This is a genomic window from Streptococcus pseudopneumoniae, assembly GCF_001072375.1.
Classification (GTDB): Bacteria; Bacillota; Bacilli; order Lactobacillales; family Streptococcaceae; genus Streptococcus; species Streptococcus pseudopneumoniae_L.
The window spans coordinates 12420-28262 of the sequence record NZ_JVKV01000010.1; the positions used below are offsets into that span (position 1 = coordinate 12420).

Sequence of the window (15843 nt, forward strand, 5' to 3'; positions counted from 1 at the left end):
AGTTTGATATATCGCACTTCGTTATAGAGAATATATCACACCTCGATATAAAATGCAAGAAAAAAAGATCGTCCTCACGGACAATCTTTTTGATTTATCATTAGTAAAGATCTAGGTAGTTATCAATTTCCCATTGTGAGACAAAAGTTGCATAGCTTGCCCACTCGATGCGTTTGGCTTCAAGGAAGCTAGTATAGATGTGCTCACCTAGAGCTGCTTTAACAACTTCGTCTTCTGTCAAAGCTTTCAAAGCATTGTGAAGAGTTGATGGAAGGTCTGTGATGCCAGCCTCTTTACGCTCTTCAGCAGTCATCATGTAGATATTTTCTTCGATTGGTGCTGGTGCTTCGATTTTATTTTCGATACCGTTCAAACCAACTTCTAAAAGAACAGCCATAGCAATATAAGGGTTTGCCATTGGGTCCACTGAGCGCAACTCCAAACGTGTTCCCATTCCGCGTGATGCTGGTACGCGAACAAGTGGTGAACGATTGCGACCTGCCCAAGCGATGTAAACAGGGGCTTCGTAGCCTGGCACCAAACGTTTGTATGAGTTAACAGTTGGGTTCATGATAGCTGTATAGTTGTAGGCATGTTTAATCAAACCACCAAGGAAGTAGTAAGCAGTTTCTGATAACTGCATTCCTTTTGGATCATTTGGATCAAAGAAGGCATTGTTTCCTTCCGCATCAAACAAAGACATATTACAGTGCATACCTGAACCAGCGATACCAAATTTTGGTTTAGCCATAAAGGTTGCATACAAACCATGTTTACGGGCAATTGTTTTTACAACAAGTTTAAAGATTTGAATCTTATCACAAGCACGAAGAACTTCATCGTACTTAAAGTCAATCTCATGTTGACCTACAGCAACTTCGTGGTGACTTGCTTCAACTTCAAATCCCATTTTGGTCAAGACATTAACAATCTCACGACGAGTGTTGTCAGCAAGGTCTGTAGGCGCCAAATCAAAGTAACCACCCTTGTCATTTACCTCAAGAGTTGGATCTCCATTTTCATCAAGCTTAAATAGGAAGAATTCTGGTTCTGGTCCAAGGTTGAAAGATTTGAATCCAACTTCTTCCATGTGACGAAGAGCACGTTTGAGGTTTCCACGAGGGTCTCCTGCAAATGGTTCCCCTTCTGTTGTATAGACATCACAGATCAATCCTGCGACACTACCGTTCTCATCTCCCCAAGGAAAGACTGTCCAAGTGTCCAAGTCAGGGTATAGGTACATATCTGATTCGTTGATACGAACAAACCCTTCAATAGAAGATCCATCAAACATAGCCTTGTTTGACAAGACCTTGTCTAGTTGTTCATCTGTAGCAGGAATTTCGACGTTTTTCATAGTTCCCAAAATATCTGAAAACATGAGACGGATAAAGGTTACATTTTTTTCCTTAACTTCACGACGAATATCTGCAGCTGTGATTGGCATGGTTTTTCTCCTTATATATGACGACTTGCGGTTGCCTAACCGCGACCAAAAGGTGATTGTTGAGAAGCGAAGCGACTTTGCTGGAGAACTTCATTCCGAAGCGCTCTACGCACTTCAGTTTGACTCACTGGTTTTTTAGACTTCGCCTCACGTTCAGCATATTTTTTCTTGATGGCAGCAATGTTCAGACCTTCAGAGATATAATCTTTAATCTCAAGCAACCGATCCATATCATTCAAAGAATACATACGGCGATTGCCCTCGTTACGATCAGGCTTAATCAATTCCTGGTCTTCATAATAACGAATTTGGCGCGCCGAAAGATCGGTCAGTTTCATAACACTACCAATTGGAAAAACTGCCATATTGCGACGAAATTCTTTTTCCTTCATGTACACTTCCTTCTTTCTGTCTATTATAGTCTAAAAAAATTCAATCGTCAATCAATAATGTTATATCTTGTGACATTATTTTGTTTTTTTCAGTAAAATGCTCCGTAAACGATCAATATCGTAATTTACAAGAATTGCTACAAAAACACCCATAAAGGTTTCAAAAACTCGAGCAAACACGTACAAAACTGTCTCACCGTTTGGAATTGATAAGGTAATAATCAACATAGCCGCAACTCCACCGATAACACCTGCTTTATTGTTCATAGCAACATTTGTCATAATGGTTAACATGGTACAAATTGGAACAACAAGGAGAGTTACCCAGAAGGCGCCATGAAAAAGATTATTTAAGAGAAAGAAAATCAGGGCATAAAAACCACCGATACTATTTCCGAGAATACGAGAAGTACCAAAATGAACACTCTTGTCAAAGTCTTCTCTTAAACTAAAAACTGCAGTCAAGGCTCCAATCTGAAGTCCTTTCCAACCAAAAAAACCAAAAATCATGAGAACTAAAAAAACAGCGATCCCTGTCTTGAAAGTTCGCATCCCTAACTTAAACTTGGATTTGTCAAATCTATACTTTTTAAAATAACTCATCATTTCAACTTTCTATTTCCATTTTACCATAAATTTACCTATTTTTGAGAAGGGGATGCAATAAACTGATGGAAATAGAAAAGAGAAGGAACTTAATCCTTCTCTATCTGATGATTCCACACTCTCTTTTTAGAACAAATACATGAAAGCCAAAGTCAAGAGACTAGCGAATAAGCCCACTCCCCAGAAAAAGAAGTCGACCTTCCACTCACTCCAAGCTTGGCCTTTCCCAGAAAAGCCCCCCAACTCAAAATGATGGTGAACTGGTGTCATACGGAAGATACGTTTTCCTCCAGTCAACTTAAAGTAGGTGACTTGCATCATAACAGATGTTGTTTCAAAGACATACACTAGACCAATCAAAAGCAGCGTCCATTCTTGGTGCAGTGCCATGGAAATAGCCGCCAACATCCCTCCAAGGGCTAGGCTACCTACATCTCCCATGAAAACTTTAGCAGGCTTGTGGTTAAAGACAAAGAAGCCAAGAAGACCACCAATCATAGCTACAATCACTAGTAAGATATCGAGCTGATTTTGCACATAGGCAATCACTCCATAGGCAGATAGGCTAATCACAACAGAAATACTTGCCAAGCCATCGATTCCGTCAGTCAGATTAACTGCATTTGAAAAACCAACTAACCAGAAGAGGGCAAAGAGAATATACAGAACTCCTAAATGCAAGGGATAACCAAATACATTTAAGATATCTCCTCCTCTTTCATAGAAGAAATAGAAGATCACTCCTCCGACTAACTGGAGCAAGAGTTTTTGTTTAGGATTAAGTCCTTCATTGATTTTGCGGAAAACCTTGAGGAAATCATCCAAGAAACCGACCAAACCATATAAGACCAGGATAAAGAGGATCATTCCGACATTATTGGTTAATTGATTAGTCATGAGAGCAAGGACCAGACTAACTAAAACTCCTGCTAGGAGAAAGACGAGTCCTCCCATTGTTGGTGTCCCAGCTTTTGCTTGGTGTTGTTTGACATCCTCATGCATCTGTTGACCGGTAATCTGTGCTTTGTGGTAAAAACGGATAAAGGCTGGAATTCCTATGACTGTTAGAATAAAGGCAATCACTCCAGCAAAGATAGAAATAAGCATTCTAATCTCCTAATGTTATTTTTATTTTCTGTAAATCTTTTAAAGCTGTATTAGAACGAACACTTTGCTTTTTAACAGTTTCTCCTGTACCTTCAAACTCAACTTCAAGATTCAGCCATTTGGCAAAGGTTTCAACATTTTTCTTAGACCAACCATATAAGTCAGGCATCTCTTCTACCTTATCTGAAAGGAGTAAGATTTGCTGATTAGCGTCTAGATTTGTTCCTTCTGCCACTGAACTGTCCTTGATTTTTGTTCCTGAACCGATAACGATTGGTTGAACAAGATTGCGTCTCAGTTCCTCTGCCATATCTCCCGGACTATAGTCCTTGGTCGCTGGCATTGCATAATTAGTTGTTGTTGTAACTTGATCCAGATTTTTAGCTGTAGACTGAAGATTAAGAGATTCTTTCATAGCAGAAGCTCGTTCAAGAATAGGATTAGCAAATTCTCCAAACCAAGGTGTAGAAAAGTGTTCTGGCTGTTGAACTGTTACGTAAAGAATAAAATCAGGATTTTCAGAAGGATGCATGGTTACTACAGAAAAGATATAATTGGTTTTCCCAACTAAATATCCTCCGTTTTGCTCATCGGCAATTTGAGCTGTTCCAGATTTGACAGAAACATTCTGACCAGGAACAGTAATTACTGGTTTATTATCATTACGATTATACATGGTCCCATAAATAGGGTCTGTACCAACCAAAATCATGTTTTCCCTAGTCAAACTAGCCGTTTCTTTAGAAACAGGATTACCCACAACTTCTTTTTGCGACTTCCGAACTGACTGATCATTTGGATCATAAAGGGCGCTAATAAACTTTGGTTCTAACATAACTCCGTCATTCGCAATGGCTGTAAAAGCACGTAGCATCTGGGTCTGCGTTACAGAAATCCCCTGACCAAATGCACTCATGGCAATATCGACAATATTATCTGCAGGCAATTGACCTGAATACTCATCAGTCAGACCAAAACGCGTCGGCACCCCAAACTTAAAGCGATTGAGATAATCCAACCAAGTAGCATCTCCCATTTTTTGTTCAAGTAGACTCATTCCAACATTACTGGAGAGAGCGAAACCTTGTAAGAAAGTCATCATCCTACCAGTAGTCAAACCAGCATTAACATCCCAATCTCGAATCGTCGCATCCGCTATTTTTAATTCACTGCTATTGAAAACTTCTCCTCCTGGGAAAGTGTTATTATCAATAGCAGCAGCGAGCGTCATAACCTTCATGGTTGACCCCGGCTCATAGTTACTTTGATAGAGGATATCACGCCAAACAAAGTCCTTAGTCAGCCCTTCCTTAGTATCAGCATCGAAGGTTGGTCTCTGCGTCGTTGCAAGAATTTCCCCTGTTTTAGCACTGACCAAGGTTGCTGTCATATACTTGCCTTTTACTTTCTCTTGAAAGGCATCCATTTGACTTTCCATAAAGGACTGCAAAGGACTAGATAGGGTCGTATAGACGTCTTTCCCGTTTACGGTCTGTTGGGTGACTTGTTCTGTACCAGGAACAATATTACCTAGACGGTCTTTTTCGTATGTAATAATACCATCTGTCCCTGCCAATAAACTATTTAAGGAACTCTCGATACCAGATGTCCCAATTAGACTTTTCGTGCCATCTTCATTTTCATGTAACTGTGCTAAACCAATAAAGGATGATGCAAATTTCCCATTTGGATAACTTCTATTTGGACTAGTCGTAAAATTAATACCCTCAACCTTAGCAGTTTCCAAATCCTGTTTAATGGACATCATATTAGCGTAGGTAATCCCATTTCCTTTAGCACCAAAGGAAACCTGTTTGAGATTTGGTTGAGAGAGTTGATCCTTTACGTAGGTCTCCTCCATATCCAAGTACTTATGGAAAATTTCGGCTACCTTATTGTACTGAGATTCCTCTACATATAGAACATCTCCATTAGCTGATTTATAGTCTTTATCAATGACAGCATAAACATTATAGGACGTTGCATCCTCAGCAATTGGCGTTCCATTACGATCATAAATGGTCCCCCTCTTAGCAGGAACTGTTAGAGTCGTTTGGTGAACCTTACTGGCTTCTTTGACCAGGTCAACACCAAACTTCTTCCCCGTACCAGTAATCACCGCAAAATTAACCAAAAAAACAGCAAATAGAAAGACGGCCAAGAGACTGAGGCTCTTCCCAACTCGTCTGCGGTTTTCAAGGGGAGATTTGCGATTCTTAATGGCAAAGTGTACTATTTTTTCTTTCCAGGTTTTCATATACTACTCCGCCGATCGAATATTTTCATTATTCAATTGCAACTCTTGAGAATTTGCAATTCCGGTCAAACGTTCTGATCGGATCAATTCATTAACTTCTTGTTTGGCATCATCTAGCTCTGTCTTTTTTTCCTCGATTTGTGCATTGACTCTTGTCAAATCACTCTGGACCTGAAAAAGTTTTGTCTGCATATAGACTACACTAATTGCTAAGACAAGGGCTGTGATGGCAATTGAAAAGTAAAAGGCCTTTTCAACACGTGAAAATTTTTTTATACGAGCTTGTAGCAATTGGCTCGTTGTTCCTCTGTTTTCTGCCATTATTTCCTCTTACTTGTGAATTTTTCTTGCCACTCGAAGCTTGGCTGAGTGGGAACGATTATTGGCTTCCAATTCTTCCTTGCTTGGTAAAATCGGCTTCCGAGATACCAATTCCATTTTGGGCTTGAGATCATCTGGGATGAAAGGTAGTCCTTTAGGAACTTCAACTGTAGAAGCTTCCTTAAATAACTGCTTAGTCAAGCGATCTTCAAGCGAATGAAAAGTGATGACTGAGATTCTTCCGTCCACTGCTAGTAATTCCATAGCTTGTTGGATGGACTCATCTGCAGCTCCTAATTCATCATTGACCTCAATACGGATGGCTTGGAAAATTTGCTTGGCCGGATGACCTTTTTTCTTGAGTTCCTTGGCAGGCTTAGCAGACTTGATAATCTCTGCTAATTCAGTCGTTGTCTCAATCGGTTTCAACTCACGCGCCTGTTCAATCTTCCGAGCAATCTGCTTGGAAAACTTATCTTCTCCATATTTGAAAAAGATTCGTACCAAGTCATGATAGTCATAGCGATTGACAACCTCATAAGCTGTCAAACTAGCCTCTTGGTTCATCCGCATGTCCAGTGGCGCATCTTTTTTATAAGAAAAACCTCGTTCACGCTGATCCAACTGCGGGCTAGAAACTCCCAAGTCATAACAAATGCCATCAATCTCTTCTACACCTGCTTCCTGCAAACGTGCCTGCAAATGACGGAAGTTGTCCTTGATGAAGGTAACCATTCCTTTTTCGATATAAGGTGCCAGACGTTTTTGGGCATTGTCAATGGCATTCTGGTCCTGGTCAAAGGCATAGAGATGCCCCTTTTCACTTAATTTACTTAATAAATACTCGCTATGGCCTGCTCCACCCAAGGTCGCATCAACGTAAATACCATCAGGTTTCACATCTAGCATATCAATAGTTTCATGGAGCATGACCGTTACATGATGAAATTCTTTAGTCATATCTTATCTATTTTACCACAATTCTGACTAGCTTGCACTCGCTAAAGCAAAAACCTCTCCTTACTACTTTATCACTTGTATTCAGCAGGTGGCTCTGCTACCTGAGCTAGTTCTACTCGTTCTTGAGGATTCAAGTGGTGATGAACCGCTTCTGCCACTGCTCTTGGTATACCAACGGCGACAATCTCATCCAAGCTGGCTTCCTTGATTTTTGTCAGAGATTTGAAATATTTCAGCAAGTTCTGCTTGCGTTTTGGACCCAGGCCTTCAATTCCATCCAATTGAGAGGAGAAGGAATTTTTAGAGCGAAGTTGACGGTGGAAGGTGATTGCAAAGCGATGGACCTCATCTTGGATTCGTTGTAGGAGAAAAAATTCCTGAGAATTGCGAGACAGCTCTACCACCTCAAGCGGATCTCCAAAGAGCAATTCATGGGTTTGGTGCTTATCATTTTTTTGCAGACCTGCGATTGGAATATCTAACCCTAACTCTTCTTGAATAACCTGCTTGGCAATATTTACCTGACCTTGCCCTCCATCAATGACAATCAAATCTGGCGGGGTCAAGCCATCACGCTGGACGCGCCCATAGCGTCTGCGGATGACCTCTCGCATACTAGCATAGTCATCTGGTCCGACCACCGTCTTAATCTTGTACTTGCGGTAATCCTTCTTGCTCGGTTTACCATTGACAAAAACAACCATAGCAGAAACTGGACTAGTCCCCATGATATTGGAATTGTCAAAGGACTCGATGCGGACTGGGGTTGGAATTTGTAAGAGTCGTCCCAAGTTTTCAATGGCACCTTGAGTCTTTTCAACTGATTTTTCTAGCAGGTTAAATTTCTGCTCTAGACTAACACGCGCATTTTTGATAGCGAGATTAACCAGTTGTTTTTTCTCCCCACGTTGGGGTTTGAGAACCTTGGTATCCACCAAAGCCTTAACAGCCTCGTCATCAATATCCTGAGGAATCAAAATTTCATTGGGAACCAGATGAGATTTTTCTTGATAAAACTGCCCAACGTAAGTCAGGAAATCTTCATCTGGATCATTGTAGTAAGGAAAAAGGTTGACATCACGCTCAATGAGCTTACCTTGGCGGACAAAGAATACCTGAACGCACATCCAACCCTTATCCACGTAGTAACCAAAGACATCGCGATTTTGGAGATCCTTGGCCATAACTCGTTGCTTGGTCCGAAGGGTTCCAATGGCCTGAATCAGATCTCGATATTCAGCTGCACGCTCAAATTCCATACTCTGAGCTGCCACATTCATCTTTTCCTTGAGGTCATCGATGATTTTGTCATCCTGTCCCTTAAGAAAATCAGAGACTTCTTGGGCCATAGCTTTAAAATAAGCCTCGTCTTTCTTACAGATGGTGTGAGCCACGCACTGCCCGATATGGTAATAAAAACAAACCTTCGATGGTGGATTAGTACACTTGCGAAAAGGGAAAATCCGATCCAGAAGTCGCTTGATTTCATTGGCCGCCCCCACATCCGGATAGGGTCCAAAATAGAGACCTCCGTCTTTCTTGACCTGACGGGTGATAATCAAGCGAGGATAGCGCTCATTGGTAATTTTGATGAAAGGATAGGACTTGTCGTCCTTGAGCATAATATTGTATTTAGGCTTATTTTCCTTAATCAAGTTGATTTCCAGAAGGAGGGCCTCAATATTGGATTCCGTAACAATAAACTCAAAGTCTACAATTTCAGACACCAAGGCTTCTGTCTTGGTATCATGACTCCCACGGAAATAGGACCGTACACGGTTACGTAGATTTTTAGCCTTTCCTACATAGATAATCGTTCCGTTTTTATCTTTGTGAATATAACAACCAGGGCTGGTCGGCAAGAGCTCTAGTTTTGATTTAATCAAGTTATTCATAGTTCCATTATAGCAAAAAGCCCCCTTCATTGCTTACATCAAGGAGCTCTATTTTTCGTTTGAAAATCACTTATTCTCCAGACTCATATAGTTCTTGAACTGCTTGAACATCTTGAGCCTGAATACCATAATAAGAACCTGCTGGCTGCATGACTGACACTTCATTAGTATGTTCCAAGCCAATGGCATGACCTAGCTCATGCTCTGCCGTATGCAAGATACGATCATAGGTATAGCCATAGTTTGGATTGGATAGATAATAATGATTCAAACGAACTGTTACTGAAGTAAATTGTTTGGTTAGGAGATTTGTCTGGCTCTCCGCCTCACCAGCAACAGATGTGGAACCATCATTCATTTCAGTAGCAAAAATAGTTGCTTGGTCAGGTTCTGTCACAAGTACAAAATTAAAAGCACCGGTCTGATTCCAATTGGTAATAGCCTCAACATAAGCCTTTTGAAAGGTTGCATCCATTTGAGGATCAATATAAATTGTCGCCTGCGCTTGGGGCCATTTTACTCCTGAATCTTGATGATGATCGGTCTGAGACAAGCCTTGCAACTTACCAGTTTCTTGCCATTGATGCCAACCTGCTTGACCAACTTGAACAAGTTGCCCCGCTTGATTGAAGACACCAGATAAATCTCCCGTCACATACCAGAGAATCCCTAAAGCAATGAGAATTAAGACTACAAGAGTCCACACAAGGCGCCAGAACATGCGCCAAATTCCTAGTAACAATCGACATAGAACACGTATAATCCAGAACATGATTTCCCGCCTTTCTAAAAAAATAAGAATCCACCTTTAAACCATGGATTCCCATTCTAAAGATAGATTCCTTATTTTACTTTAGTAAGCTGAAAGAAAACTAAAACTAAGACAAGCGTTCTTCCAAAACAAAATCAATCGGCAGTGTAGCCAAAAATCGTTCCAATTGTTTTTCCCAATAATACCATTCATGAGTTCCTGCACTATGGCTATAGGTCACATCAAAACCAAGCCTTTTGAGGTTCTTCACCGCTAGGTTATTGGCAGCATACAAGACATCTTGCTCGCCACACCAAACCCAAAGCTTGGTCTTCTTGTCTGACATTTTTGCAAGGCTTTCAAGTGAATAAGGACTAGTTTCCCAGTTATCAAGCTTGCCAAAAACTCCTCGCCAGTAAGCAAGCGTTCCAAGATTTTGACTTTCTGGAGAAAACTCTTCGAAACTAAGAGCACCAGAAAAACTAGCTGCGTGTGAGAAACGATTGGTTGACAAAGCCAACTTGAAGGAACCGTAGCCTCCCATTGAAAGGCCAGCGATAAAAGTTTTTTCACGCTTGCTAGACATATTAGGGAAGAAACGTTTGAGCACTTTAGGCAGTTCTTCTGCTAGAGCTGTATAGTAGTTATAGCCATACTGAGTATCTGTATACCAACCGTTACTTGTATTAGGCATGACAACAATCAGATTGGTCCCTCGCACCAAGCGCTCTACATTGGTCCGTTTGAGCCAACTGTTGTGATTTCCTGACATCCCATGAAGGAGATAAAGAACAGGAATATCCGTAGAATCTGGCTCCTCAACCCGAGACGCATCAGGGTAGAGAACATTCACTCCCCACTCCATATCTAAAACTTCTGAGTAATACTCAATCTTCATTACTGCCATAACTTGCTCCTTATTCATTTAAGATAAGAAAAAGCCGAAACTCGACTTTCTCTTGCTATTTGATCCTATTTTGCTTCCATGACTACTGGTAAGATAGCTGGGCGACGCTTGGTTTGGTCAAAGAGGAACTTGGCCAAATTATCACGTACCTTACCTTTGAGCTCTGCCCAATCAAACTCTTCACCTTGTAGATAGTCTTCTACTGTTTGATTGACTAACTCTGTACTTTCGCGCAAGATATCACGGCTCTTCTTGAGATAGACAAATCCACGCGTGTGCACTCGAGCTTTAGCAATGATTTTCTTCTCGCGACGGTTAACAGTGATAGCCACGATGAAAATCCCATCTTCTGACAAGACCTTACGGTCACGAAGAACGACATTCCCAACATCTCCAATAGCATTCCCGTCAATCAAAACATCGCCTGCTGTAACTGCACCAGATGGAACAAAGTCCCCATGCTCGTAAGACATAGTAGTCCCTTTTTTAGGGATAAAAATACGTTCTGGTAGCATACCAACTGCCATAGCAGCCTTAGCATGGGCATCCAACTCACGGTATTCTCCTTGGATCGGGAAGAGATACTGAGGTTGCAAGAAATTGATCATCAATTGCAAATCACGCGCATTCCCATGTCCTGACACACGCAAGCTATGAGTAATTGGCTTGACAACTCCACCTGCTTGGTAGACCATATTTTCTACACGTGCCATAACCGCTTCCTTGGCGATTGATGGTGTTGTAACGATATAAACTAGATCACCTTCTTTGATTTCAACATAACGGTGACGACCAATAGACATCTTGCGTAGGCCGTTAATTGGTTCACCCATACGTCCAGTTTCAAGAATGATCAACTCATGATCTTCAAAACGCGACATATCTTTTGGTTTAATCAAAAGATTTTCACTTGCTAGAGACAATTTTTTCAGACGAATCGCTGTACGGACGATATTTTCAATGTCAAATCCTGTCAAAACAACACGGCGTCCTGTCTCCGCAGCTGCGTCAAAAACTTGCTGGATACGAGAAAGGTTACTTGCAACTGCAGCAACGATGATGCGTCCATCCCAGTCAGAGATGGTTTGCGTGATTTCTACACCAACTTCATTTTCACTGGCTACTTGGATATTGCTATCTGCATTCGCAGAATCACTTAGAAGAGCCAGGACTCCTTCACGACCAATTTCGGCTAAACGTCCAAAGTCAGTGGCATAAGATTCACTAGCTGTTTGGTCAAACTTGAAATCTCCTGTATAGACGATGTTGCCTTCAGATGTTTTCAAAACCACACCCAAACTTTCTGGGATAGAGTGGGTTGTACGGAAAAAGGACACTATCGTTCCACCAAAATCAATCTCTGTATTTTCATCAATCACATGGAAATCATCAAATTTCTTGACACTGTCATTTCCCTTAACAAAGAGTTTAGCTAGTTCGATGGTCAACTCTGAGCCAAATACAGGAACCTTAGCTTCTGCCAAGAGATAAGGAAGGGCGCCAATCGCATCCGCATGCCCGTGTGTTAAGAAAACCCCAGCAATACGGTCGCTATTTTCAAACAAATAGTCCATATTTGGAATAACGACATCGACACCCAACTGTTCATTTTCAGGATATTTCAAACCTGCATCTAATACAAAAATCGAGTCGTTAATTTCTGCGATGTACATGTTTTTACCATTTTCACGTACACCCCCAAGTGTTGTTAATTTAATAGTATTCATTTTTCCTCCGAATAGTCACTTCAACTGTTTGTAGAGCTTTAAATGCTCTCTTTTTCTGAAAGTCCAATTCACTTTCAGCCGAATCTTTTCCATTCATTATACCATTTTTTTACTAATTTTCAAAATGAAGGTTTCCAGTTAAAGAACTATAAATAACTCTTCTCAAATGCACAAACAAGTGAGAACTACAAGCTCCTCAAAAGAATGTTTTCTGACTAGCTTCCTGTCACTCTTCAAATCTTTCCGCGACATTGAATAACACTTCGCAGTCACAGTAGGCTCCATTTGCTTCTAAAAAGTCTCTAACTGTTTCGACATCCACATTGTGCTCTTCTAGAAATGTTTGTGTTAATAAAAAATCTTCCTGACAAGCTTGATATTCAAGCTCTACATCCAAAAAGTCAAACAAGTCAAAAAAGAGCTCCCTTGACAGGGGCAAACTTTCTTCGAATTTTTGTCTTTCTTGCTTTTTATAGTCCGCTCGTAATCTCTTTTTCTTCAGCTTATCCATTTGACACCTCTAGACTTTCCTTTGACCAGTTTATCTGCCAACTAGTCCTCTTTCCTCATTATAACACAAAACCGACTCCAATTGGAGCTTATTCATGAATATAAAAAGAGTCAGCAAGCCAACTCTTTCTATCTCTATTCACTTTTTTCCATTAAGAAATCATAGATTTTCTGGACTGTTCCAAGCGCCATTATTTCTTGCTCCTTGACAGTTTGTTTCAGCTTTTGATAAATCTGACTCTCAGCTATATCACGCTTTTCAGCCTCTTTATTCACCCTCATGACACCATTTTCAATGGTCACAAAGCCAAGCTCTTCAAATATCTGAATCATTTTAACTAATAGAATTTGCTCAATCTTGAGATAGGCCGCCAAATCCTTGAGTTTATAGCGAATATCAAACTCTGGGAACTGATAGATAGTTTTATACAATTTTGTAAACTGCTCTCTTGTGCCATAGCCCGTCAAGTAGTAAGCCTTAGCTATATCATTTTTAAAGTAAAGAGCTGAAAATTCCTGCTCCTGACAGATTTTCTTAAGAAGGGATATATCCTCAGGGATATTCTTCACGACAATAGCTGGACAAGAGGTCACATCAGGTAACTCTTGCGTAAAGTCCAAAACAGGTACACCTTCTGGCAACAGGGCATTCTTACCACGGATGTTAAAGAGCTGGACACCTTCTACACGGGCGTCAATCATCATCAACTGCAAGGTGGTTTGTCCATTCCATTGGTTGACAGAGAGAGTCACCGCCAATTCCAATTGCTTGGTCTGTGAGAATTCAGTCGCCCATTTCCCTTGACCAAAAGCGACTACCTCAAAACTGGCCTCACCTTTGGAAATTTTCAGCTTGAGATGAGCATTACCAGCCCCCATAACGCGAGCATTTTCAACTTGAAAATTTCGAATATAGAAGACAGGTTTTTGGTTATCCATCCCAAAAGGAGCTAGACGTTCAAAACTTTTCACCGTCTCCAAACTCAAGGCCTCTAAGTCCAGTTCTTCGTCTAAAAATAGATTGTTTTTACCTTGGGCATCTGCACCTTTTTCTCGGATATAGGCTTCCAAAACATCAGACAAGACTTCCAACTTTTCCACTTCAAGAGTCATACCTGCAGCACCTGCGTGACCACCAAATGCGATAAACAGTTCTCGATGTGGGTCCAAGGCTTCAAAGATATCGACTGCTTCTATGCTTCTAGCACTCCCCTTGGCGCGTCCATCTTCGATATTCAAGACTATAACTGTCTGACCTAGTTCTTCAAGCAAACGCCCAGCTACAATTCCAAGAACTCCCGGATTCCAGCCTTCTTTAGCCAAAACTTGAACACTTTTATCAGGATCCACCATGCCCTTGGCTTCATCGTAAATGGACTGAACAATTTCCTTACGTTCTTCATTTTTCTGATGAATCAAAAGGGCGATTTCATGTACTTCCTCATCGTCAAATCCAGTCAACAAATCAATAGCTGGATTGGGATCATCCAAACGTCCTAGAGCATTTAAACGCGGTGCTAACTGAAAACCAACTGTCTCTTCTGTCACATCACTACTCGAAATCCCAGCGATTTCAAACATTTCTTGCAATCCCATTCGCTGAGTATTGCGCAAGACCTCAAGACCATATTGGACCATGATACGATTTTCGTCCGTCAAGCTGACCATGTCGGCAATTGTCCCAATTGCAACCAAGTCTAACAACTCGACCTGTACTTCTTCCAAAAGGGCACAAGCCAACTTAAAAGCGACCCCACAACCCGCCAAATACTTGAAAGGATAGTCCGCCCCTGGATGTTCAGGATGGATAATAGCATAGGCATCTGGTAAAACCTCAGGCATAGAATGGTGGTCGGTCACAATGACGTCCACTCCCATAGACTGAGCCAAATCAATGGCTTCATGCCCCGCCACACCATTGTCCACCGTCACAATCAAAGACACGCCCTGCTGTTCGATAAAATATTTGTAGACACTGGCATTTGGACCATAGCCGTCCGTAAAACGATTAGGAAGATAGACCAGGCACTCAGCGCCTAACTGTTCTAAACTTTCCTTAACAATGGAAGCCGAAGTCATCCCATCCGCATCGTAGTCCCCGTAAATAAGAATCAGTTCCCCTTGCTCAATAGCATAGCGAATCCGCTCCACTGCCTTTTTCATATCATTTAAAAGGTAGGGATCATGTAATTCCTCCAAAGAAGGTTCTAAAAATTTTTTCAGACTAGTTTCATCCTTGATGCCTCGTTCAAATAACAAACGAGCTACTTCAGGTCCCAAACCAGCTTTCTTAGCTATCTTTGTAAAATCCGCATCCTCAACTTGCGGAGCGAATTGCCAATTATAAGTAGGAATTATCAAAAAAATCATCCACTCTTTCTTACGATTCTATCTTTTTATTATAACATGATTTCCAGTTTTTCTCTTGATTTTCTTACTAAGTTAATGACTCTTCATCGTTCTAAACAACCACTTATAAAACATAGATATCCCAAAGTGTCATTCCTTTTTTTACTTGACTTTTGCAATTTCCCCTCAGATAAGGTATAATAATTGTATTGTCTTTTGGGGTCGTTACGGATTCGACAGGCATTATGAGGCATATTTTGCGACTCGTGTGGCGACGTAAACGCTCAGTTAAATATAACTGCAAAAAATAACACTTCTTACGCTCTAGCTGCCTAAAAACCAGCAGGCGTGACCCGATTTGGATCGCTCGTGTTCAATGACAGGTCTTATTATTAGCGAGATACGATCAAACTTTGTCTAGCAGTTTGATAAGAGATTGATAGACTCGCAGTTCCTAGGCTTGAGTTATGTGTCGAGGAGCTGTTAAAACAATACATAACCTATGGTTGTAGACAAATATGTTAGCAGGTGTTTGGACGTGGGTTCGACTCCCACCGGCTCCATTATATTTTAAAAAAGGCGGTGGGACAGAAATCGATAGACAAAGTCTCGAT

The 15843-nt window shown here is 41.0% G+C and carries 13 protein-coding genes and 1 other RNA gene; 1 reads left to right on the forward strand and 13 read right to left on the reverse strand.

Features of this window, described 5'->3' with window-relative positions:
- Positions 1–100: 100 nt before the first annotated feature.
- From glnA to recJ, 13 genes are all read right to left on the reverse strand, one after another.
- A complete protein-coding gene (gene glnA / locus ADH31_RS00660) occupies positions 101–1447 on the reverse strand; it encodes a type I glutamate--ammonia ligase (protein ID WP_049508282.1) in 1347 nt (448 codons plus the stop codon).
- 35 nt (positions 1448–1482) lie between these two features.
- Positions 1483–1839 carry a transcriptional repressor GlnR gene (gene glnR, locus ADH31_RS00665; RefSeq protein WP_000659543.1) on the reverse strand — a complete coding sequence of 119 codons (357 nt, stop codon included), beginning with the start codon at positions 1837–1839 and terminating at the stop codon, positions 1483–1485.
- Between the two features lie 75 nt (positions 1840–1914).
- Positions 1915–2442 carry an FUSC family protein gene (locus ADH31_RS00670; RefSeq protein ID WP_025171302.1) on the reverse strand — a complete coding sequence of 176 codons (528 nt, stop codon included), beginning with the start codon at positions 2440–2442 and terminating at the stop codon, positions 1915–1917.
- A 129-nt stretch (positions 2443–2571) separates the two neighbouring features.
- Positions 2572–3552, reverse strand: a complete 981-nt coding sequence (mraY, locus tag ADH31_RS00675; protein WP_049508285.1) for a phospho-N-acetylmuramoyl-pentapeptide-transferase — start codon at positions 3550–3552, stop codon at positions 2572–2574.
- 1 nt (position 3553) lies between these two features.
- Positions 3554–5809, reverse strand: a complete 2256-nt coding sequence (pbp2X, locus tag ADH31_RS00680) for a penicillin-binding protein PBP2X (protein ID WP_049508287.1) — start codon at positions 5807–5809, stop codon at positions 3554–3556.
- A gap of 3 nt (positions 5810–5812) precedes the next feature.
- Positions 5813–6130 carry a cell division protein FtsL gene (gene ftsL / locus ADH31_RS00685; protein ID WP_049508288.1) on the reverse strand — a complete coding sequence of 106 codons (318 nt, stop codon included), beginning with the start codon at positions 6128–6130 and terminating at the stop codon, positions 5813–5815.
- A 9-nt stretch (positions 6131–6139) separates the two neighbouring features.
- Positions 6140–7090, reverse strand: a complete 951-nt coding sequence (gene rsmH, locus ADH31_RS00690; protein WP_049508291.1) for a 16S rRNA (cytosine(1402)-N(4))-methyltransferase RsmH — start codon at positions 7088–7090, stop codon at positions 6140–6142.
- A gap of 71 nt (positions 7091–7161) precedes the next feature.
- On the reverse strand, positions 7162–8985 hold the full coding sequence (gene uvrC / locus ADH31_RS00695) for an excinuclease ABC subunit UvrC (protein ID WP_049508293.1): 1824 nt from the start codon (positions 8983–8985) through the stop codon (positions 7162–7164).
- 70 nt (positions 8986–9055) lie between these two features.
- On the reverse strand, positions 9056–9757 hold the full coding sequence (locus ADH31_RS00700) for a matrixin family metalloprotease (RefSeq protein WP_049508294.1): 702 nt from the start codon (positions 9755–9757) through the stop codon (positions 9056–9058).
- 106 nt (positions 9758–9863) lie between these two features.
- A complete protein-coding gene (locus ADH31_RS00705) occupies positions 9864–10643 on the reverse strand; it encodes an alpha/beta hydrolase (protein WP_049508296.1) in 780 nt (259 codons plus the stop codon).
- 65 nt (positions 10644–10708) lie between these two features.
- The gene (locus tag ADH31_RS00710) at positions 10709–12370 is read right to left on the reverse strand and encodes a ribonuclease J (protein WP_049508298.1); all 1662 of its coding nucleotides are present in this window, start codon (positions 12368–12370) and stop codon (positions 10709–10711) included.
- A 226-nt stretch (positions 12371–12596) separates the two neighbouring features.
- Positions 12597–12881, reverse strand: a complete 285-nt coding sequence (locus tag ADH31_RS00715) for a DUF2695 domain-containing protein (RefSeq protein WP_000359372.1) — start codon at positions 12879–12881, stop codon at positions 12597–12599.
- A gap of 134 nt (positions 12882–13015) precedes the next feature.
- Positions 13016–15241: a single-stranded-DNA-specific exonuclease RecJ gene (gene recJ / locus ADH31_RS00720; protein ID WP_025171304.1), complete on the reverse strand. Its 2226-nt coding sequence runs from the start codon at positions 15239–15241 to the stop codon at positions 13016–13018.
- 206 nt (positions 15242–15447) lie between these two features.
- On the opposite strand from recJ, the gene ssrA reads away from it, so the two are divergent.
- Positions 15448–15795: a transfer-messenger RNA gene (gene ssrA / locus ADH31_RS09595) on the forward strand.
- Positions 15796–15843: the final 48 nt, after the last annotated feature.

Excerpts from the sequence above, each read along its gene's own strand:
- uvrC (WP_049508293.1), bottom strand. The coding sequence starts at position 8,985 with ATGAATAACTTGATTAAATCAAAACTAGAGCTCTTGCCGACCAGCCCT.
- glnR (WP_000659543.1), bottom strand. The coding sequence starts at position 1,839 with ATGAAGGAAAAAGAATTTCGTCGCAATATGGCAGTTTTTCCAATTGGT.
- ADH31_RS00670 (WP_025171302.1), bottom strand. The coding sequence starts at position 2,442 with ATGAGTTATTTTAAAAAGTATAGATTTGACAAATCCAAGTTTAAGTTA.
- ftsL (WP_049508288.1), bottom strand. The coding sequence starts at position 6,130 with ATGGCAGAAAACAGAGGAACAACGAGCCAATTGCTACAAGCTCGTATA.
- ADH31_RS00715 (WP_000359372.1), bottom strand. The coding sequence starts at position 12,881 with ATGGATAAGCTGAAGAAAAAGAGATTACGAGCGGACTATAAAAAGCAA.
- glnA (WP_049508282.1), bottom strand. The coding sequence starts at position 1,447 with ATGCCAATCACAGCTGCAGATATTCGTCGTGAAGTTAAGGAAAAAAAT.
- ADH31_RS00700 (WP_049508294.1), bottom strand. The coding sequence starts at position 9,757 with ATGTTCTGGATTATACGTGTTCTATGTCGATTGTTACTAGGAATTTGG.
- pbp2X (WP_049508287.1), bottom strand. The coding sequence starts at position 5,809 with ATGAAAACCTGGAAAGAAAAAATAGTACACTTTGCCATTAAGAATCGC.
- ADH31_RS00710 (WP_049508298.1), bottom strand. The coding sequence starts at position 12,370 with ATGAATACTATTAAATTAACAACACTTGGGGGTGTACGTGAAAATGGT.
- mraY (WP_049508285.1), bottom strand. The coding sequence starts at position 3,552 with ATGCTTATTTCTATCTTTGCTGGAGTGATTGCCTTTATTCTAACAGTC.
- ADH31_RS00705 (WP_049508296.1), bottom strand. The coding sequence starts at position 10,643 with ATGGCAGTAATGAAGATTGAGTATTACTCAGAAGTTTTAGATATGGAG.
- rsmH (WP_049508291.1), bottom strand. The coding sequence starts at position 7,090 with ATGACTAAAGAATTTCATCATGTAACGGTCATGCTCCATGAAACTATT.